General features: G+C 67.5%; 9 protein-coding genes and 3 pseudogenes. All 12 read left to right on the top strand.

Going from position 1 to position 23,101, the window contains the following annotated elements; translation table 11 throughout:
- Positions 1-32: 32 nt before the first annotated feature.
- Positions 33-1,076, top strand: a complete 1,044-nt coding sequence (gene argC, locus G6N24_RS07590) for an N-acetyl-gamma-glutamyl-phosphate reductase (protein ID WP_085160913.1) — start codon at positions 33-35, stop codon at positions 1,074-1,076.
- A 73-nt stretch (positions 1,077-1,149) separates the two neighbouring features.
- The gene (argJ, locus tag G6N24_RS07595) at positions 1,150-2,364 is read left to right on the top strand and encodes a bifunctional glutamate N-acetyltransferase/amino-acid acetyltransferase ArgJ (RefSeq protein ID WP_085160907.1); all 1,215 of its coding nucleotides are present in this window, start codon (positions 1,150-1,152) and stop codon (positions 2,362-2,364) included.
- Entirely contained in the window at positions 2,361-3,242 is an 882-nt protein-coding gene (gene argB / locus G6N24_RS07600) for an acetylglutamate kinase (RefSeq protein ID WP_085160905.1), read from the top strand. Before argJ ends, argB begins: the two co-directional genes overlap by 4 nt.
- A 14-nt stretch (positions 3,243-3,256) precedes the next feature.
- Positions 3,257-4,429, top strand: coding sequence for an acetylornithine transaminase (locus G6N24_RS07605; RefSeq protein ID WP_085160911.1), 1,173 nt, complete (start codon positions 3,257-3,259; stop codon positions 4,427-4,429).
- On the top strand, positions 4,426-5,352 hold the full coding sequence (argF, locus tag G6N24_RS07610) for an ornithine carbamoyltransferase (RefSeq protein WP_085160903.1): 927 nt from the start codon (positions 4,426-4,428) through the stop codon (positions 5,350-5,352). The genes G6N24_RS07605 and argF overlap by 4 nt, the downstream gene beginning before the upstream one ends.
- Positions 5,349-5,849, top strand: a complete 501-nt coding sequence (locus G6N24_RS07615; protein ID WP_085160901.1) for an arginine repressor — start codon at positions 5,349-5,351, stop codon at positions 5,847-5,849. Before argF ends, G6N24_RS07615 begins: the two co-directional genes overlap by 4 nt.
- Before the next feature lie 13 nt (positions 5,850-5,862).
- On the top strand, positions 5,863-7,074 hold the full coding sequence (locus G6N24_RS07620; RefSeq protein WP_085160899.1) for an argininosuccinate synthase: 1,212 nt from the start codon (positions 5,863-5,865) through the stop codon (positions 7,072-7,074).
- A 79-nt stretch (positions 7,075-7,153) separates the two neighbouring features.
- A complete protein-coding gene (argH, locus tag G6N24_RS07625) occupies positions 7,154-8,566 on the top strand; it encodes an argininosuccinate lyase (protein ID WP_085160896.1) in 1,413 nt (470 codons plus the stop codon).
- A gap of 122 nt (positions 8,567-8,688) precedes the next feature.
- Positions 8,689-8,933: pseudogene (locus G6N24_RS23860) on the top strand (PE family protein); the annotation flags it as partial.
- A gap of 320 nt (positions 8,934-9,253) precedes the next feature.
- Positions 9,254-10,315 carry a type III polyketide synthase gene (locus G6N24_RS07635; protein WP_085160893.1) on the top strand — a complete coding sequence of 354 codons (1,062 nt, stop codon included), beginning with the start codon at positions 9,254-9,256 and terminating at the stop codon, positions 10,313-10,315.
- Positions 10,316-10,432: 117 nt separating this feature from the next.
- Positions 10,433-16,781 (top strand): annotated as a pseudogene (locus G6N24_RS07640) (SDR family NAD(P)-dependent oxidoreductase).
- Between the two features lie 23 nt (positions 16,782-16,804).
- Positions 16,805-23,079, top strand: a pseudogene (locus tag G6N24_RS07645) (SDR family NAD(P)-dependent oxidoreductase); the annotation flags it as partial.
- Positions 23,080-23,101: the final 22 nt, after the last annotated feature.

A 23,101-nucleotide genomic window follows, 5' to 3' on the forward strand; every position in this document is an offset into this window, starting at 1 on the left:
CAATCTGCTGCATAACCATGCACAATCACGGAATGGCCGACGCGATAAGGGTTGCTGTTGCGGGTGCCAGCGGTTATGCGGGCGGTGAGATCCTCAGGCTGCTACTTGGACATCCGGCGTACGGCGGCGGCCGGCTGACGATCGGTGCGGTCACCGCCGCTGCCAGTGCCGGCACCTCGCTTGGTGAGCACCATCCGCACCTGACGCCGCTAGCGCAGCGGGTAGTCGAACCCACTGAGCCCGACGTGCTTGGTGGACATGACGTGGTCTTCCTCGCCCTGCCGCACGGGCATTCGGCGGCGCTCGCAGAACGACTCGGCACCGAGACCCTGATCGTCGACTGTGGCGCGGACTTCAGGCTCACCGACCCCGGGGCCTGGGAGCGGTTCTATGGGTCTTCACACGCCGGTAGCTGGCCCTACGGGCTGCCCGAGTTGCCCGGCGCGCGAGAGCAATTGCGTGGTGCACGCCGTATCGCGGTTCCCGGCTGTTATCCGACCGCGGCTCTGCTGGCGCTGCTACCCGCGGTGGCCGAGGACCTCATCGAGCCAGCGGTTACCGTCGTTGCCGTCAGCGGCACCTCGGGTGCCGGTCGCGCGGCCAAGACCGACTTGCTCGGCTCGGAGGTCATCGGGTCGGCGCGTGCCTACAACATCGCCGGCGCCCACCGGCACACCCCCGAGATCGCGCAGGGGTTGCGGACTGTCACCGATCACGACGTCACGGTGTCGTTCACCCCGGTGCTCATCCCGGCCAGCCGAGGCATCCTGGCCACCTGCACCGCGCGCACCCGCTCGCCCCTGTCCCAGTTGCGGGCCGCCTACGAAAAGGCTTACCACGCAGAACCTTTCGTTTACCTGATGCCTGACGGGCAGCTGCCCCGTACCGGCGCCGTGATCGGCAGCAACGCGGCGCACATCGCCGTCGCCGTCGACGAGGAGGCCGAGACCTTCGTGGCGATCGCGGCGATCGACAACCTGGTCAAGGGCACGGCCGGCGCCGCGGTGCAATCGATGAACCTGGCGATGGGCTGGCCGGAGACCGATGGCCTTTCGGTGGTCGGGGTGGCGCCGTGATCCGCGTCGGCGACGATCATGCCAGCGAGGCCGGGCTCGTGGGGGGCACCCATCTGTGCGGGGAAGTGGCCCCATGACGGGAGTGGCTGACGTGACGCGGCTGGTGCGTGCCCAGGGCGTCACCGCCCCGGCAGGCTTTCGGGCCGCCGGAATTGCCGCCGGAATCAAGGCATCCGGGGCCCCGGACCTTGCCCTGGTCTTCAACGAGGGCCCCGACTATTCGGCGGCCGGAGTGTTTACCCGTAACAAGGTGAAGGCCGCACCGGTGCTGTGGACCCAGCAAGTGCTGAGCACCGGGCAGTTGCGTGCGGTGATCCTCAACTCCGGCGGCGCCAATGCGTGCACCGGACCGGCCGGCTTTCAGGACACCCACGCCACGGCCGAAGCGGTCGCGGCCACGTTGTCGGACTGGGGAACCGAGACCGGGGCCATCGAGGTCGCGGTCTGTTCCACGGGGCTGATCGGCGACCGGCTACCGATGGACAGGGTGCTCGCCGGTGTTGCGCACGTCGTGCATGAGCTGCACGGCGGGTTGCATGGCGGGGAGGACGCCGCTCACGCCATCATGACCACCGACACCGTGCCCAAACAGGTTGCGCTACATCATCGGAACAACTGGACGGTCGGTGGGATGGCCAAGGGAGCGGGGATGCTGGCGCCGTCATTGGCCACCATGCTCTGCGTGCTCACCACCGACGCGGTCGCCGAGCCGGCAGCGCTCGATCGGGCGCTGCGCCGCGCCACCGCCCGCACCTTCGACCGGCTCGACATCGACGGCAGCTGTTCCACGAACGACACCGTGCTGCTGTTGGCGTCGGGAGCCAGCGAGATTGCCCCGCTCCAAGATGATCTCGACGACGCCGTGCTGCGGGTGTGCGACGACCTGTGCCTTCAGCTGCAGGCCGATGCCGAGGGCGTGACCAAGCGCGTCACCGTGACCGTGACCGGTGCCGCCACCGAAGACGACGCCGTCACTGCCGCCCGGGTGATCGCTCGCGACAGCTTGGTCAAAACCGCGGTTTTCGGGTCCGACCCCAACTGGGGCCGGGTGCTGGCGGCCGTCGGCATGGCACCCGTCACCCTCGACCCTGATCGAATCACCGTGTCGTTCAACGGTTCTGCGGTGTGCATCGACGGCGTTGGGGTTCCCGGCGCGCGGGACGTGGATCTTTCGGGGGCCGACATCGACATCACCGTCGACCTCGCCGTCGGCGACGCACAGGCCGCCGTCCGAACCACCGACCTGTCGCACGCCTACGTCGAAGAGAATTCGGCCTACAGCTCATGACGCTGGAAGCTTTGTCGATACACGCGAAAGCGCGCGTGTTGGCGGAAGCCCTGCCCTGGCTCAAGCAGTTGCACGGCAAGGTCGTTGTCGTCAAATACGGGGGCAACGCGATGACCGACGACACGCTTCGGCAGGCATTCGCCGCCGACATGGCATTTCTGCGCAACTGCGGTATCCATCCCGTCGTCGTGCACGGGGGAGGACCACAGATCACGGCCATGCTGCGGCGGCTTGGCATCGAAGGCGACTTCAAGGGCGGCTTCCGCGTCACCACACCGGAGGTGCTCGATGTGGCGCGGATGGTGTTGTTCGGGCAGGTCGGCCGCGAACTGGTCAACTTGATCAACGCGCACGGGCCCTACGCCGTCGGTATCACCGGCGAGGACGCGCAACTTTTCACCGCGGTGCGGCGCAGCGTCTCCGTCGACGGCGTCGACACCGACATCGGCCTGGTCGGAGACGTCGATCAGGTCAACACCGCGGCGGTGCTGGATCTGATTGCGGCGCGGCGGATCCCGGTGGTGTCGACCCTCGCGCCGGATGCCGACGGCGTGGTGCACAACATCAACGCCGATACCGCCGCGGCCGCGCTGGCCGAAGCCCTGCAAGCCGAAAAGCTGTTGGTACTCACCGACGTCGAAGGCCTGTACACCAGCTGGCCCGATCGGGATTCGCTGGTCAGCGAAATCGACACCGCCACACTTGCACAACAGCTACCCACGCTGGAGGCGGGCATGATTCCCAAGGTTGAGGCGTGTTTGCGGGCGGTCACCGGCGGCGTGCCCAGCGCGCACATCATCGACGGGCGGGTCGAACACTGCGTATTGGTGGAGTTGTTCACCGACGCGGGAACCGGCACCAAGGTGGTGAGCGCGTGAGCCAAACGACCACCATGCGCCGGCGGTGGGAGGCCGTGATGATGAACAACTACGGCACCCCACCGATGGCCCTGGCCAGCGGTGACGGCGCGCTGGTCACCGACGTCGACGGCAAGACGTACATCGACCTACTCGGCGGCATCGCGGTCAACGTTCTCGGCCATCGCCACCCCGCCGTCGTTGAGGCCGTTACGCATCAGATGTCGACGCTGGGCCACACCTCCAATCTGTATGCCACCGAACCGGCTATCGCGTTGGCCGAGGAGCTGGTCGCCCTGCTGGGAGCCGAGAAGCAAACGCGGGTGTTCTTCTGCAACTCCGGGACTGAGGCCAACGAGCTGGCGTTCAAGCTGTCCCGGCTTACCGGACGCACGAAACTCGTTGCCGCACAAGAGGCATTCCATGGCCGGACGATGGGTTCGCTGGCGCTGACCGGTCAGCCGGCCAAGCAGGCGCCGTTCGCGCCGCTGCCCGGCGACGTCACACACGTCCCGTACGGCGACACCAAAGCGCTGGCCGCCGTGGTCGGCGATGACACCGCCGCGGTGTTCCTCGAACCGATCATGGGTGAGAGCGGTGTCGTCGTCCCGCCCGAGGGCTACCTAGTGGCCGCCCGGGAAATCACGGCGCGCCACGGCGCCCTGCTGGTGCTCGACGAAGTGCAGACCGGAATGGGCCGCACCGGAGCCTTTTTCGCCCACCAGCATGACGGCATCACCCCGGACGTGGTGACCGTGGCCAAGGGGCTCGGCGGCGGTCTGCCGATCGGGGCATGCCTGGCCGTCGGGCCGGCCGCGGACCTGCTGACCCCCGGTCTGCACGGCAGCACCTTCGGCGGCAACCCGGTCTGCACCGCGGCGGCGCTGGCGGTGCTGCGGGTGCTGGCGGCCGACGGCCTGGTGCGGCGTGCCGAGGTACTGGGGAAATCACTCAGGCACGGCATCGAGTCGCTGGGTCACCCGCTGATCGACCACGTCCGCGGCAGAGGACTACTCCAGGGAATCGTGTTGACGGCACCACGCGCCAAGGACGCCGAGGCGGCGGCCCGCGACGCCGGCTACCTGGTCAACGCGGCCGCTCCGAACGTCATCCGGCTGGCGCCGCCGCTGATCATCACCGAAGGACAGCTCGACGGCTTCGTCGCCGCGCTGCCGGGAATCCTGGACGAGCCTGGAGCGCCGCAATGACCCGCCATTTCCTGCGCGACGACGACCTGTCCCCCCAAGAGCAGGCCGACGTCCTGCAGCTCGCCGCCGAACTGAAGAAGGACCCGTTCAGCCGGCGTCCGCTCGACGGGCCGCGCGGGGTCGCGGTCATCTTCGACAAGAACTCCACCCGCACCCGGTTCTCCTTCGAAATGGGCATCGCCCAGTTGGGCGGGCACGCCGTCGTCGTCGACGGCCGCAGCACCCAGCTGGGCCGCGACGAGACCCTGCAGGACACCGCAAAAGTGTTGTCCCGCTATGTCGATGCCATCGTTTGGCGGACCTTCGGGCAAGAGCGGCTCACTGCGATGGCATCCACCGCCACGGTGCCCGTGATCAACGCGCTCTCCGACGAGTTCCATCCCTGCCAGGTGCTGGCGGACCTGCAGACGATCGCCGAGCGCAAGGGGTCACTAGGCGGCCTGCGGCTGGCCTACTTCGGTGACGGCGCCAACAATATGGCCCACTCGCTGCTGCTCGGCGGGGCCACGGCCGGCATCCACGTCACCGTCGCCGCACCCAACGGCTTCCAGCCCGATCCGTCGATACTCGCCGCGGCCGAACAGCGCGCCCAGGTGACCGGCATCTCGGTGACGGTGACCGCCGACGCCGACGCGGCCGCCGCGGGCGCCGACGTGCTGGTGACCGACACCTGGACGTCGATGGGCCAAGAGGACGACGGGCTGGATCGCGTCAAGCCGTTCCGGCCGTTCCAGGTGAACGAGCGACTGCTGGGCCTGGCTGACCCGGAAGCCATTGTGCTGCACTGTCTTCCGGCCCACCGTGGGGACGAGATCACCGATGAGGTTTTGGACGGACCAGCCAGTGCGGTCTGGGACGAGGCCGAAAACCGGCTGCACGCTCAGAAGGCGCTGCTGGTGTGGCTGCTGGAGCGTTCACCATGACCCGCGGCGGGTCCAAGGCCGCACCCGAGATCAACCGCGCCGGTCGTCAGGCCCGCATCGTGGCCATCCTGTCGACGGCGTCGGTGCACAGCCAGAGCGAACTGGCCGCGCTGCTGGCCGCCGACGGCATCGAGGTCACCCAGGCCACGCTGTCGCGCGACCTCGAAGAACTCGGCGCGGTGAAGTTGCGTGGCGCCGACGGCGGTACCGGCGTCTACGTTGTGCCCGAGGACGGCAGCCCGGTGCGTGGAGTGTCGGGCGGCACCGACCGGATGTCGCGGCTGCTCGGTGAGTTGCTGGTGTCGACCGACGCGAGCGGTAACCTCGCCGTGTTGCGCACGCCGCCGGGCGCGGCGCACTACCTGGCCAGCGCGATCGACCGCGCGGCCCTGCCCCAGGTCGTCGGCACCGTCGCCGGTGATGACACCATCCTTGTGGTCGCCCGCGAGCCCATGACTGGCGCGGAGCTCGCCCGCATGTTCGAGAACATTCAGTAAGGGAGATTGGCCAGTGTCAAATTCCTCAGGGTCAGAGCGGGTCATCCTGGCGTATTCCGGCGGTCTGGACACCTCGGTGGCGATCAGCTGGATAGGCAAGGAGACCGGACGCGAGGTCGTGGCGGTGGCGATCGATCTCGGCCAGGGCGGCGAGGACATGGAGGTGGTGCGCCAGCGTGCGCTGGACTGCGGCGCCGTCGAGGCTGTCGTCGTCGACGCCCGCGACGAATTCGCCGAGGGCTACTGCCTTCCCACGATCCTCAACAACGCGCTGTACATGGACCGCTACCCGCTGGTGTCGGCGATCAGCCGGCCGCTGATCGTCAAGCACCTGGTCGCGGCGGCACGTGAGCACGGCGGCGGCATCGTCGCGCACGGCTGTACCGGCAAGGGCAACGACCAGGTTCGGTTCGAGGTCGGATTCGCCGCGCTGGCACCGGATTTGGAGGTGCTGGCGCCGGTCCGCGATTACGCGTGGACGCGAGAGAAGGCCATCGCCTTCGCCGAGGAAAACGACATCCCGATCAATGTCACCAAACGCTCGCCGTTCTCGATCGACCAAAACGTGTGGGGCCGCGCGGTAGAGACCGGCTTCCTGGAGCACCTGTGGAACGCCCCCACCAAGGACATCTATGCCTACACCGAAGACCCGACGGTCAACTGGAACACCCCCGACGAGGTGATCGTCGGCTTCGAACAGGGCGTGCCGGTATCGATCGACGGCAACCCGGTGTCGATGCTGGGCGCCATCGAGGAACTCAACCGCCGCGCCGGCGCGCAGGGTGTCGGGCGTCTCGACGTCGTCGAGGATCGGCTCGTCGGCATTAAGAGTCGCGAGATCTACGAGGCACCCGGAGCGATGGTGCTCATCACCGCGCACACCGAACTCGAACACGTCACCCTGGAGCGCGACCTAGGCCGGTTCAAACGTCAGACCGACCAGCGCTGGGCCGAGCTGGTGTATGACGGGCTGTGGTACTCGCCGCTGAAGGTGGCCTTGGAGAGTTTCGTCGCCAAGACCCAGGAGCACGTGTCCGGCGAGGTGCGGATGGTGTTGCACGGTGGCCACATCGCGGTCAACGGCCGGCGCAGCGCCGAATCGCTCTACGACTTCAACCTGGCCACCTACGACGAGGGCGACACCTTCGACCAGTCCGCCGCGAAGGGCTTCGTCTACGTGCACGGGCTGTCGTCCAAGCTCGCCGCCCGCCGGGATCTGCGGTGACCCTGCTACGGCGAGCAGACGCAAAAGTCCGCGACACGCCGGGCGCAAAGGAGTTTTTGCGTCTGCTCGGCACAAGAAGGTGAGCACCAACGAGGGGTCGTTGTGGGGCGGGCGGTTCGCCGCCGGTCCGTCCGATGCCCTGGCCGCCTTGAGCAAGTCCACCCACTTCGACTGGGTGCTGGCCCCCTACGACATCGCCGCGTCCCGGGCGCACACGATGGTGCTCTTCCGCGCCGGGCTGCTCACCGAGGAGCAACGCGACGGCCTCCTCGCCGGCCTCGACAGCCTCGCGGCAGACATTGTCGACGGCAGCTTCGGCCCGCTGGTGACCGACGAGGATGTGCACGGCGCGCTGGAGCGCGGACTGATCGACAGGGTGGGTCCCGACCTGGGCGGCCGCCTGAGGGCCGGCCGCTCGCGCAACGACCAGGTGGCCACGCTGTTCCGGATGTGGCTGCGCGACGCGGTGCGCCGGGTCGCCAAAGGTGTGCTCGACGTCGTGACCGCGCTGGCCGATCAGGCCGCCGCGCATCCGACGGCCATCATGCCTGGTAAGACCCACTTACAGTCCGCCCAGCCGATCCTTTTGGCGCACCACCTGCTCGCGCACGCCCATCCGCTGCTGCGCGATGTGGACCGCATCGTCGACTTCGATCGGCGAGCGGCGGTGTCCCCGTATGGCGCGGGTGCCCTGGCGGGGTCGTCGCTGGGTCTGGACCCGGACGCGATCGCCGCGGACCTCGGTTTCGATGCCGCCGCCGACAATTCCATCGACGCGACCGCTGCCCGGGACTTCGCCGCCGAGGCGGCGTTCGTGTTCGCCATGATCGCCGTCGACCTGTCGCGCCTGGCCGAGGACATCATCCTGTGGAGCTCGACGGAATTCGGCTACGTCAGCCTGCACGACTCGTGGTCCACCGGCAGCTCGATCATGCCGCAGAAGAAGAACCCCGACATCGCCGAGCTGGCCCGCGGCAAGTCCGGGCGGTTGATCGGAAACCTGGCCGGGCTGTTGGCGACGCTGAAGGCCCAGCCGCTGGCCTACAACCGCGACCTGCAGGAAGACAAGGAGCCGGTGTTCGACTCGGTGGCCCAACTGGAGTTGCTGTTGCCGGCGATGGCGGGACTGGTGGGCAGTCTGACGTTCGATGTCGAGCGGATGGCGGCCCTGGCCCCGGCCGGCTACACGCTGGCCACCGACATCGCCGAATGGCTGGTGCGGCAGGGCGTTCCGTTTCGGTCGGCGCATGAGGCCGCGGGCGCGGCCGTGCGTGCGGCCGAGGGGCGCGGCGTCGGCCTCGATGAGCTGACCGACGACGAGCTGGCGGCCATCAGCCCCGACCTGACGCCGCAGGTCCGCGAGGTGCTGACGATCGAAGGCTCGGTGTCGTCACGTGATTCCCGTGGCGGCACCGCACCGAGTCAGGTTGCCACGCAGCTAAACCTGGTCCGCGCGAGCGCGGACCGCCTACGGCAGCGGCTGCGGCGGTAGCTTCGGCTGCGCCGGCAAGGCCGGCCGCAGAGTCGGAGGAAACGTCGGGCGTGCTGTCGGGATCGCGATACGATCCGGTCATTCTGCGGCGCGACGCTTCGTGGTGAGTGGATGGGAGCGCGGTGACGGCATTTGTGATCACGGCACCGGAGACGCTGGCGGCTGTGGCCGAGGATTCGGCCGGTATTGGGTCGCCGATCAATGCGGCGGCGGCTCCGACGACGGGAGTATTGGCGGCGGGCGCCGACGAGGTGTCGGCGGCCACGGCCGCAGCGCCGCGGCGTTACACGATGAGTTTGTGTGCGCCTTGGCCGCCGGCGGGGAATCGTATGCGGCCGCTGAGGCCGCCAACGCTTCGCCGCTGCAGGAACTGCTCGACTGGTGAACGCACTCACCCGGTGCGCAAAGGGCGGGCGTACGGACAACACCGTGAAGTGCATGTTCAGACCACGTTGGGATTCATTCAGCGGTCATCGAAGGTTGCCCCCCATCAGGGCGGTGTCCCGGCGTCAAGCTGCCGGCCAACTGAACGTGCTCTTCGATCGCGCCCGGCGGCAGGCGCTCGCCCGCGCTGAGCCAGCCACGCCGCAACTTTGCCGGGCAGTTCCAAGCCGATTAAACTGCCGGGTCTAAGCGATCCGGTTGAACCGTTCTACCTAGATCTTTCGTATCAAAGGGGTGGGAGCAATGAGCGTCATCGCAGGCGTGTTCGGCGCTTTGCCCCCGTATCGCTATTCCCAGCAAGAACTCACCGACTTTTTCGTCAGCATTCCGGATTTCGAGGGCTACGAGGACATTGTTCGGCAGCTACACGCCAGCGCCAGAGTCAACAGTCGTCACCTGGCATTGCCAATCGAGGCGTATCCGACGCTGACCGACTTCGGCCGGGCAAACCAGATTTTTATCGAAAAGGCCGTGGACCTCGGTGTTGAGGCGCTGACCGGCGCGCTCGACGAGGCCGGACTGCGGCCCCGTGACCTGGATGTGCTGATCACCGCGACGGTTACCGGTCTTGCGGTGCCGTCGCTGGATGCCCGGATCGCCGGACGGCTGGGGCTGCGCCCTGATGTGCGCCGCGTGCCGCTCTTCGGCCTGGGCTGCGTCGCCGGGGCGGCGGGGGTGGCCCGGCTGCACGATTACCTGCGGGGCGCGCCCGACGGCGTCGCCGCCCTGGTCTCGGTCGAACTGTGCTCACTGACCTACCCGGGTTACAAGCCGTCGCTGGCCGGGCTGGTCGGCAGCGCGCTGTTTGCTGACGGAGCCGCCGCGGTGGTGGCCGTCGGCGAACGTCGCGCGGAAGAAACGCCCGCGGCCGGGCCGGACATCCTCGATTCACGCAGCCACCTCTACCCCGACTCGCTGCGCACGATGGGCTACGACGTCGGCGCCGCCGGGTTCGAGCTGGTGCTATCCCGGGACCTGGCGGTCGTCGTCGAACAGTATCTGGGCGAGGACGTCACCAAGTTTCTGGCCGCGCACGGCCTGACCACCACCGACGTGGGCGCATGGGTCACCCATCCCGGCGGCCCCAAGATCATCGACGCCATCACCGAGACCCTCGACCTGCCACCGGATGCCCTGGAGCTGACCTGGCGCTCACTGGGTGAGATCGGCAACCTCTCCTCGGCATCGGTGCTGCATGTGCTGCGTGACACCATCGCCAAACCGCCGCCCAGCGAAAGTCCGGGGCTGATGATCGCGATGGGTCCCGGATTCTGTTCCGAACTCGTGTTGTTGCGCTGGCACTGATGCGTACCTGTGGACTCTCCCTCCGCCCGTAACGCATCGCCTTGTAGGACGTGACGGCGATGGGACACGCAGCGCGGCTTCACCCGTTCGTTTGAGCAGGACGAAAGGCCGGGTTGGATGAACAGCACGCAAGAAGAGCTCGTCATGGCCCTGCGCAAAACGCTGAAGGACAACGAGCGGCTGAAGCAAAAGAACCGAGAGCTTGTGGCCCGTGCGACCGACCCGGTGGCGGTGGTGGGGATGGGATGCCGTTATCCAGGTGGGGCGGATTCGCCCGACGGATTGTGGGAGATGGTCGCCGCCGGCCGCGACGTCGTATCGGACTTCCCGGCGGATCGTGGCTGGGATTTGGCCGGGTTGTTCGACTCAAATCCCGACGCGACAGGGAAGTCCTACGCCCGGTGCGGCGGATTTCTCTCCGATGTGGCGGGTTTCGACGCTACGTTTTTCGGCATCGCGCCCAGCGAGGCGCTGGCGATGGATCCCCAGCAGCGGTTGTTGTTGGAGGTGTCGTGGGAGGCGTTGGAGCGGGCCGGGATTGACCCGTTGGGTCTGCGGGGTTCGCCGACGGGGGTGTTCGTCGGGGTGTTTCACGGTTCGTATGGGGGTCAAGGCCGGGTGCCCGGCGACCTTGAGCGGTACGGACTGCGCGGTTCGACGTTGAGTGTGGCCTCTGGCCGGGTGGCCTACGTGCTGGGGTTGGAAGGCCCTGCGGTGTCGGTGGATACGGCGTGTTCGTCGTCGTTGGTGGCGTTGCATCTGGCGGCGCAGTCGCTGCGGTCGGGGGAGTGTGATCTGGCGCTCGCTGGTGGGGTGACGGTAATGGCCACCCCGGCGATGTTCATCGAATTCAGCCGGCAGCGCGCACTTTCGGCCGACGGTCGGTGCAAGGCGTACGCGGGCGCCGCCGACGGGACCGGGTTTTCCGAGGGCGCGGGCGCCCTCGTGCTGGAGCGGTTGGCCGATGCGCGGCGGTTGGGGCATCCGGTGTTGGCGCTCGTGCGGGGGTCCGCGGTGAATCAGGATGGCGCCTCCAACGGGCTGGCGACGCCGAATGGGCCGTCCCAGCAGCGGGTGATCCGGGCGGCGTTGGCCAGCGCGGGGCTGACCGCGGCCGATGTGGACGTGGTGGAGGGTCACGGGACGGGCACCACGTTGGGGGATCCGATTGAGGCGCAGGCGCTGTTGGCGACGTATGGGCGGGATCGGCCGGCGGATCGGCCGCTGTGGTTGGGGTCGGTCAAATCCAACATGGGTCACACGTCGGCGGCGGCGGGGGTGGCCGGGGTGATCAAGATGGTGCAGGCGATGCGCCATGGGGTGATGCCCAAGACGTTGCATGTGGATGTGCCGACGCCGCATGTGGATTGGTCGGCGGGGGCGGTGTCGTTGTTGACCGAGGCGCGGCCGTGGCCGGCAGGAGATGGTCCGCGGCGGGCGGGGGTGTCGTCGTTCGGGATCAGCGGCACCAATGCGCACGTGATCCTGGAACAGGCACCTGCTCCAGTGGAAAGTGTTGCGGCCCAGCGTGGTAGCGCCGATGTGGCGGTCCCCTGGGTGTTGTCTGCCCGTGCGGCCGGGGCTTTGGCGGGCCAGGCGCGGCGGTTGCTGGAGCATGTGGGCGCCGATGAGGGCCTGGATGCGTCCGACGTGGGGTGGTCGTTGGCGACGACGCGGTCGATGTTCGAGCATCGCGCTGTGGTGGTGGGCGCCGGCCGTGAGCAGCTCATGGCGGGCTTGGCCGGGCTGGCGGCGAGCGAGCCGGGCGCCGCCGTGGCGGTGGGGCGTGCCCAGGCGGTGGGCAAGACGGTGTTTGTGTTTCCCGGCCAGGGCTCGCAATGGGCCGGCATGGGAGCGGAGTTACTCGAAACTCCCCCGGAACCGGGCCCTACCCCCACAAAGGTATTCGTCGATCATCTGCAGCGCTGCGATACGGCGCTTGCTGCGCACGTGGAGTGGTCCCTGATCGATGTGATTCGTGGAGTGGCGGGTGCCCCGGGGCTCGACCGGGTCGATGTGGTGCAGCCGGTTCTGTGGGCGGTGATGGTGTCGCTTGCCGAATTCTGGCGCTCACTGGGCGTCGTCCCAGACGCGGTGATCGGCCATTCGCAGGGCGAGATTGCGGCGGCGTATGTGGCGGGCGCGCTGTCGCTGGAAGACGCCGCGCGGGTAGTGGCGCTGCGCAGCCGGCTGCTGCTGAAGCTCTCGGGTGCCGGGGGCATGGTCTCGCTGGCGTGTGGGCTACCACGAGCGGAAGAGCTGTTGGCGCCGTGGGGAGATCAGCTGAATATCGCTGCGGTAAACGGTGTTTCAGCGGTGGTCGTCTCCGGCGCGGTAGACGCCCTCGAGGAGCTGGTGCGGCGTTGTGACGCCGACAACCTGCGTGCCCGCAGGATCGACGTCGACTATGCCTCCCACTCGGCACACGTCGACGCGATCCGCGCGCCCCTCATCCAGGCGCTGACCGGTATCGAACCCCACTCGTGCCCGGTGGAATTCTTTTCGACGGTAACGGGCGAGCGGATGGACACCGGCGCGTTGAACGCCGACTACTGGTTCCAGAGCATCCGGCGAACGGTCGAGTTCGCGCGGGCCGTACGCAGCGCACGCGACGGCGGGTATCAGGTCTTCATCGAATCCAGCCCGCATCCGGTGTTGATCGCCAGCATCGAGGAAACCTGCGCGACGTCGGCGGGTCCGAATTCCCCTGACGCCATCATCATTCCATCGTTGAGGCGCGACGACGGTGGGCTTGACCGGCTTTGGCTGTCCGTCGGCCAGGCCCACGTCGCCGGGGTGGGTGTGGATTGGCGGGCGGTTTTTGGCGCCGGGCGTCGTGTGGAGTTGCCGACGTATGCGTTTGATCGGCGGCGGTTTTGGTTGTCTTGTGGGTCGGTGGGGTTGGTGGATGTGGGGGGTGTGGGGTTGGTGGGGTTGGTCATCCGGTGTTGGGTGCGGTGGTGGAGCGGCCGGATTCGGGTGGGGTGGTGTTGACGGGTTGGTTGTCGGGGGTTGGGCAGCCGTGGTTGGTCGATCATGTTGTGGGTGGGGTGGTGTTGTTTGCGGGGGCGGGGTTTGTGGAGTTGGTGTTGCGGGCTGGTGATGAGGTTGGTTGTGGTGTGGTGGAGGAGTTGACGTTGGTGGCTCCGTTGGTGTTGCCGGAGGTTGGCGGGTTCAGGTGCAGGTGGTGGTGGGTGTTGTGGGTGATTCGGGTTGTCGTGATGTGTCGGTGTATTCGTGTGGTGGGCAATCTGATTCGGTGTGGGTGTTGCATGCGCAGGGTGTGTTGAGCGCGGGTTCGGTGGGGCCGGGGCGGATTTGTCGGTGGCCGCCGGTGGGGCGGTGGCGGTGGATGTGGCCGGTGCGTATGAGCGGTTGGCTGGGCGGGGGTATGAGTATGGTCCGGCGTTTCGGGGTTTGCGGGCGATGTGGCGGCGGGGTGAGGAGGTGTTCGCTGAGGTGGCTGTTCCGGAGGTTGCGGTGGTCGGGGGTGGGTTTGGGATTCATCCGGTGGTGTTGGATGCGGCGTTGCATGCGTTGGGGGTGGCCGGCGAGGGGGGTGCGACGGTGTTGCCGTTTTCGTGGCGGGGGGTGTGTTTGCATGCGGTGGGGGCGTCGAGGGTGCGGGTGCGGTTAGTGCCGGTGGGGTTGGGGGCGGTGTCGGTGGAGTTGGCCGATGGGGTGGGGTTGCCGGTGTTGTCGGTGCGGGAGTTGGTGGTTCGTCCGGTGTCGGCGGGGGTGTTGTCGGCTGTGGTGCCGCGTGGGGGTGGGGGGTTGTTGGAGGTGGTGTGGTCGCCGGTGTCGTTGGGGTCCAACGGTGTTGGTGGTGATGGTGTGGTGGTGTGCGAGCCGGGTGGGTCGGTGTATGCGGCGGTGCATGAGGTGTTGGGGGTGGTGCAGTCGTGGTTGGCCGGTGGGGGGTCGGGGGTGTTGGTGGTGTGCACGCGTGGTGCGGTGGGTTTGGCCGGTGAGGATGTGACGGATTTGGCTGGTGCGGCGGTGTGGGGGTTGGTGCGTTCGGCGCAGGCGGAGTGTCCGGGTCGGGTGGTGTTGGTGGATTCGGATGGGTCGTTGGATGTGGCGGAGGTTATTGGTTGTGGTGAGCCGCAGGTGGTGGTGCGTTCGGGTGTGGCGCATGCGGCTCGGTTGGTTCCGGTGGGGGCGGGGGCGGTGTTGGAGTTGCCGGCGGGGTGGCGGGTCAGCGCTGGTGGTGGGGGACGTTGGAGGATCTGGTGGTGCGGTCGTGTCCACGAGTGGAGCTGGGTGCCGGGCAGGTGCGGGTGGCGGTGGCCGCGGTGGGGGTGAATTTCCGGGATGTGTTGGTGGCGTTGGGGATGTATCCCGGTGGTGGACAGATCGGTGTTGAGGGTGCGGGGGTGGTGGTTGAGGTTGGTCCGGGGGTGGCGGGGTTGGCGGTTGGTGATGCGGTGATGGGGTTGTTGGGGGTGGTGGGTTCTGAGGCGGTGGTGGATGCGCGGTTGGTGACCGCGGTGCCGGTGGGTTGGTCGTTGGTGCGGGCGGCGGGGGTGCCGGTGGTGTTTTTGACCGCGTGGTATGGCTTGTCGGTGTTGGCCGGGGTGCGGGCGGGTCAGAAGGTGTTGGTGCATGCGGCTGCCGGTGGGGTGGGGATGGCGGCGGTGCAGCTGGCGCGGCATTGGGGTGTGGAGGTTTTCGTCACGGCTAGTCGTGGTAAGTGGGATGTGTTGCGGGCGATGGGGTTTGATGATGAGCATATCGGGGATTCGCGGAGTGTGGAGTTTGAGCGGAAGTTTTTGGCGGTCACCGAGGGCGGGGTTGATGTGGTGCTCAACTCGCTGGCCGGTGAGTTTGTGGATGCGTCGTTGCGGTTGTTGGTCGGTGGTGGGTGTTTTATTGAGATGGGTAAGACCGATGTGCGTGATCCGCGGGTGGTTGCCGCTAACCATCCCGGTGTTGTGTATCGGGCGTTTGATTTGATGCAGGCCGGTGCGGATCGGATCGCGGTGATGCTGGCCCAGTTGTTGGGGTTGTTTGCTGCTGGGGTGTTGGAGCCGTTGCCGGTCAAGGCTTTTGATGTGCGGTGTGCTGCGGCGGCGTATCGGTTTGTCAGTCAGGCCCGTCATGTCGGCAAGGTGGTGTTGACCGTGGCGGGTGGGGGTTGGCGGGTCCACGGCGCTGATCACGGGGGTACCGGGATGGCCGGGGCGGCGGTGGCCGAGCATGTGGTGGCCCGTTACGGGGTGGCCCATGTGGTGTTGGTCAGCCGCAGCGGTGCCGATGCCCCGGGAGTCGATGAGTTGGTGGGTCGGCTCGAGGGCGCGGGGCGCGGGTGTCGGTGCTGGCTTGTGATGTGGCCGATCGGGATGCGGTGGCGGCGTTGTTGGCCGGGCTGGATCCGCGCTATCCGCTTAAGGGGGTGTTTCATGCCGCGGGGGTGCTCGATGATGGGCTGATCGCGTCGTTGACACCGGCGCGGGTGGATGCGGTGTTGCGGGCCAAGGTTGATGGGGCCTGGAATTTGCATGAGCTTACCGAACACATGGATTTGTCGGCGTTTGTGCTGTTTTCCTCGATGGCCGGGATCGTGGGTGCTCCGGGGCAGGGTAATTACGCGGCGGCCAACAGTTTTCTCGACGGGCTGGCCGCCCACCGCCGCGCCCGGGGCCTACCCGGGTTGTCGGTGGCCTGGGGCCTCTGGGAACAAACCAGTGCCATGACCCAACACCTGGCCGATCACGACAAAGCCCGCATGAGGCGCCTCGGACTCACACCGCTGTCCACCCCCCACGCCCTGCACCTGCTCGACGAGGCGATGCTGACCCAACGCCCCACGCTCGTGGCTACCCGCCTCGACCCAGCCGCGCTGTCCGAGCACGGCGCCGCGCTGCCCCCCCTGCTGAGTCGGCTGGTCGCGCGCCCCACCCGACGTGTCGTCTACGACGACACCGCGGCCTCGATGACAGGCCTCGTCACCCGGCTGCACGGCCTGTCCGCCGAGCATCGGCACAGCGAACTTGTGGACCTGGTCCGCAGCAACGCCGCCACCGTCTTGGGCCGCACCAACGCCGCGGACATCAACGCCGGCAGCGTCTTTCAAGACCTCGGTTTCGACTCACTGACCGCCGTGGAACTGCGCAACCGACTCAAAACCGCCACCGGACTCACCCTTTCGCCCACCCTCATCTTCGACTACCCAACCCCCACCGCGCTCGCCCAACACCTCGACGATCAGCTGGCGGAAACCACCAGCGGCGCCGACCAACCCAACCCGCTGGCGCGCCTCAACGAGATCACCCGCGAACTGCAAACACTGCTCAACCACACCGGTTGGAAACCCGAGGACAAACCACACCTCACCACTCGCATCCAAACCCTCCTGAGCACGTTGCGCGCCCACCTCGACCCCGAGGAGCCCGACGACGAGGACATCACCACCGCCACCGAAAGCCAGCTCTTCGCCATCCTCGACGAAGAACTCGGAACGTAGGACCCTCACGACAAGGAGCGCCAGTGTCGGGCACCGCCAAACATGTTGATTACCTGAAGCGCCTCACCGCGGATCTGCGGCGCACTCGGCGGCGTCTCTCGGAATTGGAGGGCAAGCTGTCGGAGCCGGTGGCGGTGTTGGGGATGGCGTGCCGTTATCCGGGTGGTGTGGACTCCCCAGAGGCCTTGTGGGAGATGGTGGTTGAGGGCCGCGACGCGGTGTCAGACTTTCCCGCGGACCGGGGCTGGGACACAGTAGGTCTCTACGACCCGGACCCCGACGTCCCGGGAAAAATGTACGTACGCCAGGGTTCGTTCTTAAGGAATCCGGGAGATTTCGATGCCGGGTTCTTTGGTATCGGCCCCAGCGAGGCGCTGGCGATGGATCCTCAGCAGCGGCTAATGCTGGAGTTGTCGTGGGAAGCCTTGGAGCGCGCCGGGATTGACCCGCTGGGATTGCGGGGTTCGCCGACGGGGGTGTTCGCGGGCGTGATCCACGCCGGCTACGGAGGCGAAGTGCAGGGTGAACTGGAGGGTTATGGGCTCACCGGTTCGACGTTGAGTGTGGTCTCGGGGCGGGTGGCCTACGTGCTGGGGTTGGAAGGCCCTGCGGTGTCGGTGGATACGGCGTGTTCGTCGTCGTTGGTGGCGTTGCATCTGGCGGCGCAGTCGCTGCGGTCGGGGGAGTGTGATCTGGCGCTGGTCGGTGGGGTGACGGTGATGGCCACGCCCGCTGCGTTCGTGGAGTTCAGCCGGCAGCGGGCGCTGGCCGCCGACGGTCGGTGCAAGGTGTACGCGGGCGCCGCCGATGGCACCGCATGGTCGGAGGGGGCGGGGGTCTTGGCTGTGGAGCGGTTGGCCGATGCGCGGCGGTTGGGGCATCCGGTGTTGGCGCTCGTGCGGGGGTCCGCGGTGAATCAGGATGGCGCCTCCAACGGGCTGACGGCACCGAATGGGCCGTCCCAGCAGCGGGTCATCCGGGCGGCGTTGGCCAGCGCGGGGCTGACCGCGGCCGATGTGGACGTGGTGGAGGGTCACGGGACCGGGACCGTGCTCGGGGATCCGATTGAGGCGCAGGCGCTGTTGGCGACGTATGGGCGGGATCGGCTGGCGGATCGGCCGCTGTGGTTGGGGTCGGTCAAATCCAACATCGGTCACACGTCGGCGGCGGCGGGGGTGGCCGGGGTGATCAAGATGGTGCAGGCGATGCGCCATGGGGTGATGCCCAAGACGTTGCATGTGGATGTGCCGACGCCGCATGTGGATTGGTCGGCGGGGGCGGTGTCGTTGTTGACCGAGGCGCGGCCGTGGCCGGCAGGAGATGGTCCGCGGCGGGCGGGGGTGTCGTCGTTCGGGATCAGCGGCACCAATGCGCACGTGATCCTGGAACAGGCACCGATACGGCCGCCCGAGCCTGAAAGCCCGGAAAGCGTTGCGCCCGAGCGCAATGACTTGGTGACAGCGTGGGTGTTGTCCGCTCGTTCGGAGCGGGCGCTAGCCAATCAGGCCAAGCGGCTGGCAGCCCATGTGGCCGGCGATGCGAGCCTGAGCCTGGCCGATGTGGGTTGGTCGTTGGTGACGACGCGGTCCGTGTTCGACCATCGGGCAGTCGTGGTCGGCAGGGACCGCGACCATCTCCTGGCGGGGTTGCTCGGGCTAGCCGCCGGTGATCCGGATCCCGGTGTGGTGGTGGGGCGCGCCCGATCGGTGGGCAAGACCGCGTTTGTCTTTCCCGGCCAGGGCGCGCAGCGGCTAGGCATGGGCCGACAGCTGTGCGAGCAATTCCCGGTGTTCGCCAAGGCTTTTGACGAGGCGGTGACGGCGTTGGACCCGCATCTGCGGTTGCCGCTGCGGCAGGTGATGTGGGGTGGCGATGCCGCGCTGCTGCAAAGCACGGAGTTCGCGCAGCCGGCCTTGTTTGCCGTCGAGGTGGCGTTGGCGGCGTCGCTGCGGCACTGGGGCGTGTTGCCGGACGTCGTGACGGGCCATTCAGTGGGCGAGATCACCGCCGCCTATGTGGCGGGCGTGTTGTCGCTGCCGGATGCGGCCAACGTGGTGGCCGGGCGGGCCAGGTTGATGGCGGGGTTGCCCGCCGGTGGGGTGATGGTGGCGGTGGCCGCCCGCGAAGACGAGGTGGCGCCGTTGGTTACCGAAGGAGTGAGCATCGCGGCCGTCAATGGCCCCAACGCGGTGGTGATTTCGGGTGCCGACGCGCCGGTGGCCGCGGTGGCGGATCGCTTGGCGCAGCAGGGTCGGCGGGTGCATCGGTTGCCGGTGTCGCACGCGTTTCATTCGGCGCTGATGGACCCGATGCTCGTGGAGTTCTCGCGGCTGCTCGCCGGGGTTTCGGCCGCAGAACCACGGATTGCGTTGGTGTCCAACCTGACTGGGCAGTTGGCCGGACCCGGATACGGGTCGGCGCAGTATTGGGTCGAGCACGTGCGGCAGCCGGTGCGATTCGCCGACGGGGTGCGGGCCGCAGAGTCGTTGGGGGCCGGGGTTTTTGTGGAGGTGGGTCCTGGTGGCGGCCTCAGCGCCGCGGTGGAACAGTCGTTGACCGCTGAGCAGGCGGTGTCGGTGGTCACGCTGGCCAAGGACCGCCCCGAAGCCGAGTCGCTGCTGGCCGGGCTGGGGCATTTGTTCACCGCCGGGGTGGGTGTGGATTGGCGGGCGGTTTTTGGCGCCGGGCGTCGTGTGGAGTTGCCGACGTATGCGTTTGATCGGCGGCGGTTTTGGTTGTCTTGTGGGTCGGTGGGGTTGGTGGATGTGGGGGGTGTGGGGTTGGTGGGGGTTGGTCATCCGGTGTTGGGTGCGGTGGTGGAGCGGCCGGATTCGGGTGGGGTGGTGTTGACGGGTTGGTTGTCGGGGGTTGGGCAGCCGTGGTTGGTCGATCATGTTGTGGGTGGGGTGGTGTTGTTTGCGGGGGCGGGGTTTGTGGAGTTGGTGTTGCGGGCTGGTGATGAGGTTGGTTGTGGTGTGGTGGAGGAGTTGACGTTGGTGGCTCCGTTGGTGTTGCCGGAGGTTGGCGGGGTTCGGGTGCAGGTGGTGGTGGGTGTTGTGGGTGATTCGGGTTGTCGTGATGTGTCGGTGTATTCGTGTGGTGGGCAATCTGATTCGGTGTGGGTGTTGCATGCGCAGGGTGTGTTGAGCGCGGGTTCGGTGGGGCCGGGGGCGGATTTGTCGGTGTGGCCGCCGGTGGGGGCGGTGGCGGTGGATGTGGCCGGTGCGTATGAGCGGTTGGCTGGGCGGGGGTATGAGTATGGTCCGGCGTTTCGGGGTTTGCGGGCGATGTGGCGGCGGGGTGAGGAGGTGTTCGCTGAGGTGGCTGTTCCGGAGGTTGCGGTGGTCGGGGGTGGGTTTGGGATTCATCCGGTGGTGTTGGATGCGGCGTTGCATGCGTTGGGGGTGGCCGGCGAGGGGGGTGCGACGGTGTTGCCGTTTTCGTGGCGGGGTGTGTTTGCATGCGGTGGGGGCGTCGAGGTGCGGGTGCGGTTAGTGCCGGTGGGGTTGGGGGCGGTGTCGGTGGAGTTGGCCGATGGGGTGGGGTTGCCGGTGTTGTCGGTGCGGGAGTTGGTGGTTCGTCCGGTGTCGGCGGGGGTGTTGTCGGCTGTGGTGCCGCGTGGGGGGGGGGTTGTTGGAGGTGGTGTGGTCGCCGGTGTCGTTGGGGTCCAACGGTGTTGGTGGTGATGGTGTGGTGGTGGTGGGTCGGTGTATGCGGCGGTGCATGAGGTGTTGGGGGTGGTGCAGTCGTGGTTGGCCGGTGGGGGGTCGGGGGTGTTGGTGGTGTGCACGCGTGGTGCGGTGGGTTTGGCCGGTGAGGATGTGACGGATTTGGCTGGTGCGGCGGTGTGGGGGTTGGTGCGTTCGGCGCAGAGTGTCAGGTCGGATTCGGATGGGTCGTTGGATGTGGCGGAGGTTATTGGTTGTGGTGAGCCGCAGGTGGTGGTGCGTTCAGGTGTGGCGCATGCAGCTCGGTTGGTTCCAGTGGGGGCAGGGGCGGTGTTGGAGTTGCCGGCGGGGGGGTGGCGGGTCAGCGCTGGTGGTGGGGGGACGTTGGAGGATCTGGTGGTGCGGTCGTGTCCACGAGTGGAGCTGGGTGCCGGGCAGGTGCGGGTGGCGGTGGCCGCGGTGGGGGTGAATTTCCGGGATGTGTTGGTGGCGTTGGGGATGTATCCCGGTGGTGGACAGATCGGTGTTGAGGGTGCGGGGGTGGTGGTTGAGGTTGGTCCGGGGGTGGCGGGGTTGGCGGTTGGTGATGCGGTGATGGGGTTGTTGGGGTGGTGGGTTCTGAGGCGGTGGTGGATGCGCGGTTGGTGACCGCGGTGCCGGTGGGTTGGTCGTTGGTGCGGGCGGCAGGGTGCCGGTGGTGTTTTGACCGCGTGGTATGGCTTGTCGGTGTTGGCCGGGGTGCGGGCGGGTCAGAAGGTGTTGGTGCATGCGGCTGCCGGTGGGGTGGGGATGGCGGCGGTGCAGCTGGCGCGGCATTGGGGTGTGGAGGTTTTCGTCACGGCTAGTCGTGGTAAGTGGGATGTGTTGCGGGCGATGGGGTTTGATGATGAGCATATCGGGGATTCGCGGAGTGTGGAGTTTGAGCGGAAGTTTTTGGCGGTCACCGAGGGGGCGGGGGTTGATGTGGTGCTCAACTCGCTGGCCGGTGAGTTTGTGGATGCGTCGTTGCGGTTGTTGGTCGGTGGTGGGTGTTTTATTGAGATGGGTAAGACCGATGTGCGTGATCCGCGGGTGGTTGCCGCTAACCATCCCGGTGTTGTGTATCGGGCGTTTGATTTGATGCAGGCCGGTGCGGATCGGATCGCGGTGATGCTGGCCCAGTTGTTGGGGTTGTTTGCTGCTGGGGTGTTGGAGCCGTTGCCGGTCAAGGCTTTTGATGTGCGGTGTGCTGCGGCGGCGTATCGGTTTGTCAGTCAGGCCCGTCATGTCGGCAAGGTGGTGTTGACCGTGGCGGGTGGGGGGTTGGCGGGGTCCACGGCGCTGATCACGGGGGGTACCGGGATGGCCGGGGCGGCGGTGGCCGAGCATGTGGTGGCCCGTTACGGGGTGGCCCATGTGGTGTTGGTCAGCCGCAGCGGTGCCGATGCCCCGGGAGTCGATGAGTTGGTGGGTCGGCTCGAGGGCGCGGGGGCGCGGGTGTCGGTGCTGGCTTGTGATGTGGCCGATCGGGATGCGGTGGCGGCGTTGTTGGCCGGGCTGGATCCGCGCTATCCGCTTAAGGGGGTGTTTCATGCCGCGGGGGTGCTCGATGATGGGCTGATCGCGTCGTTGACACCGGCGCGGGTGGATGCGGTGTTGCGGGCCAAGGTTGATGGGGCCTGGAATTTGCATGAGCTTACCGAACACATGGATTTGTCGGCGTTTGTGCTGTTTTCCTCGATGGCCGGGATCGTGGGTGCTCCGGGCAGGGTAATTACGCGGCGGCCAACAGTTTTCTCGACGGGCTGGCCGCCCACCGCCGCGCCCGGGGCCTACCCGGGTTGTCGGTGGCCTGGGGCCTCTGGGAACAAACCAGTGCCATGACCCAACACCTGGCCGATCACGACAAAGCCCGCATGAGGCGCCTCGGACTCACACCGCTGTCCACCCCCCACGCCCTGCACCTGCTCGACGAGGCGATGCTGACCCAACGCCCCACGCTCGTGGCTACCCGCCTCGACCCAGCCGCGCTGTCCGAGCACGGCGCCGCGCTGCCCCTGCTGAGTCGGCTGGTCGCGCGCCCCACCCGACGTGTCGTCTACGACGACACCGCGGCCTCGATGACAGGCCTCGTCACCCGGCTGCACGGCCTGTCCGCCGAGCATCGGCACAGCGAACTTGTGGACCTGGTCCGCAGCAACGCCGCCACCGTCTTGGGCCGCACCAACGCCGCGGACATCAACGCCGGCAGCGTCTTTCAAGACCTCGGTTTCGACTCACTGACCGCCGTGGAACTGCGCAACCGACTCAAAACCGCCACCGGACTCACCCTTTCGCCCACCCTCATCTTCGACTACCCAACCCCCACCGCGCTCGCCCAACACCTCGACGATCAGCTGGCGGAAACCACCAGCGGCGCCGACCAACCCAACCCGCTGGCGCGCCTCAACGAGATCACCCGCGAACTGCAAACACTGCTCAACCACACCGGTTGGAAACCCGAGGACAAACCACACCTCACCACTCGCATCCAAACCCTCCTGAGCACGTTGCGCGCCCACCTCGACCCCGAGGAGCCCGACGACGACGACATCACCACCGCCACCGAAAGCCAGCTCTTCGCCATCCTCGACGAAGAACTCGGAACGTAACGAGCGAGCGCTAGCGGAGGGC

Source organism: Mycobacterium lacus, from assembly GCF_010731535.1.
GTDB lineage: Bacteria > Actinomycetota > Actinomycetes > Mycobacteriales > Mycobacteriaceae > Mycobacterium > Mycobacterium lacus.